The sequence below is a fragment of the Paraburkholderia sp. RL17-373-BIF-A genome, assembly GCF_046030175.1.
Taxonomy (GTDB): Bacteria; Pseudomonadota; Gammaproteobacteria; order Burkholderiales; family Burkholderiaceae; genus Paraburkholderia.
The window spans coordinates 1-761 of record NZ_JARESO010000339.1 but is presented as its reverse complement, the minus strand read 5'-3'; the positions used below and the strand labels follow the sequence as shown (position 1 = coordinate 761).

The 761-nt window shown below is 61.4% G+C and carries 1 protein-coding gene; it reads right to left on the bottom strand.

Annotated features, from left to right (window positions below):
* Positions 1 to 761: AMP-binding protein (locus tag P0D80_RS50735; protein WP_408296435.1), on the bottom strand; the 761-nt coding region annotated here is incomplete at both ends.

The window sequence follows — 761 nt, the reverse complement described above, 5'->3', positions numbered from 1 at the left end:
ACTGCGGGATGGCGATGCAATGGTTCTTCGATTGCCGCGGGGTCGATGTTGTGTCCGCCCCGGATAATCAGCTCCTTCTTCCGGCCGGTGAGCCAGAAGTAGCCGTCGGGGTCGCAGCGTCCCAGATCGCCGGTAATGAGCCAGCGGGCGCCCTCACCACCCTCCATCCAGATGCCACTGTTCTGCTCCGGCCGGGTATAGCCAGCGAAGACGTTCGGTCCGGAGATGACCAGCTGGCCGACCTCATCCGCGACGCAATCCCGTACATACCGGCCGCTCTCATCGATCACCACGGCTTTCATGGCCTGACCGGGCAGACGAAGACCAATCGAACCGACCCTGCGCTCGCCAAGCGGTGGGTTCACGCTGCTAACGCAGGTGCCTTCCGTGAGGCCGTAGCCCTCGAGGATTCTGATTCCTGTGCGATCCTGGAAGGTGCGAAGCAATTCGACCGGCATGGGGGCGGCGCCGCACAGTCCATACTCGAGCGAACGGATATCCCGTTCGCCAACCGGAACGTCCAGCAGCGATCCGTACAGTGTCGGGACACCGCTGAAGAAGTTGATGCGGTAATGCTCGACGATTTCCCAGAAACGCTTGACGACGCCTTCGCCCCGATAACCTTGCGGTGTGCCGAGCACGACGTGGGCACCACGCGAGAACGCCAGCAGACCTGTCACCATCACGGCATTGACGTGGAAAAGCGGCAATCCGCAGAAAATCGTTTTTCCCGGACCGATGCTTTCGCCGAAGAATTGACC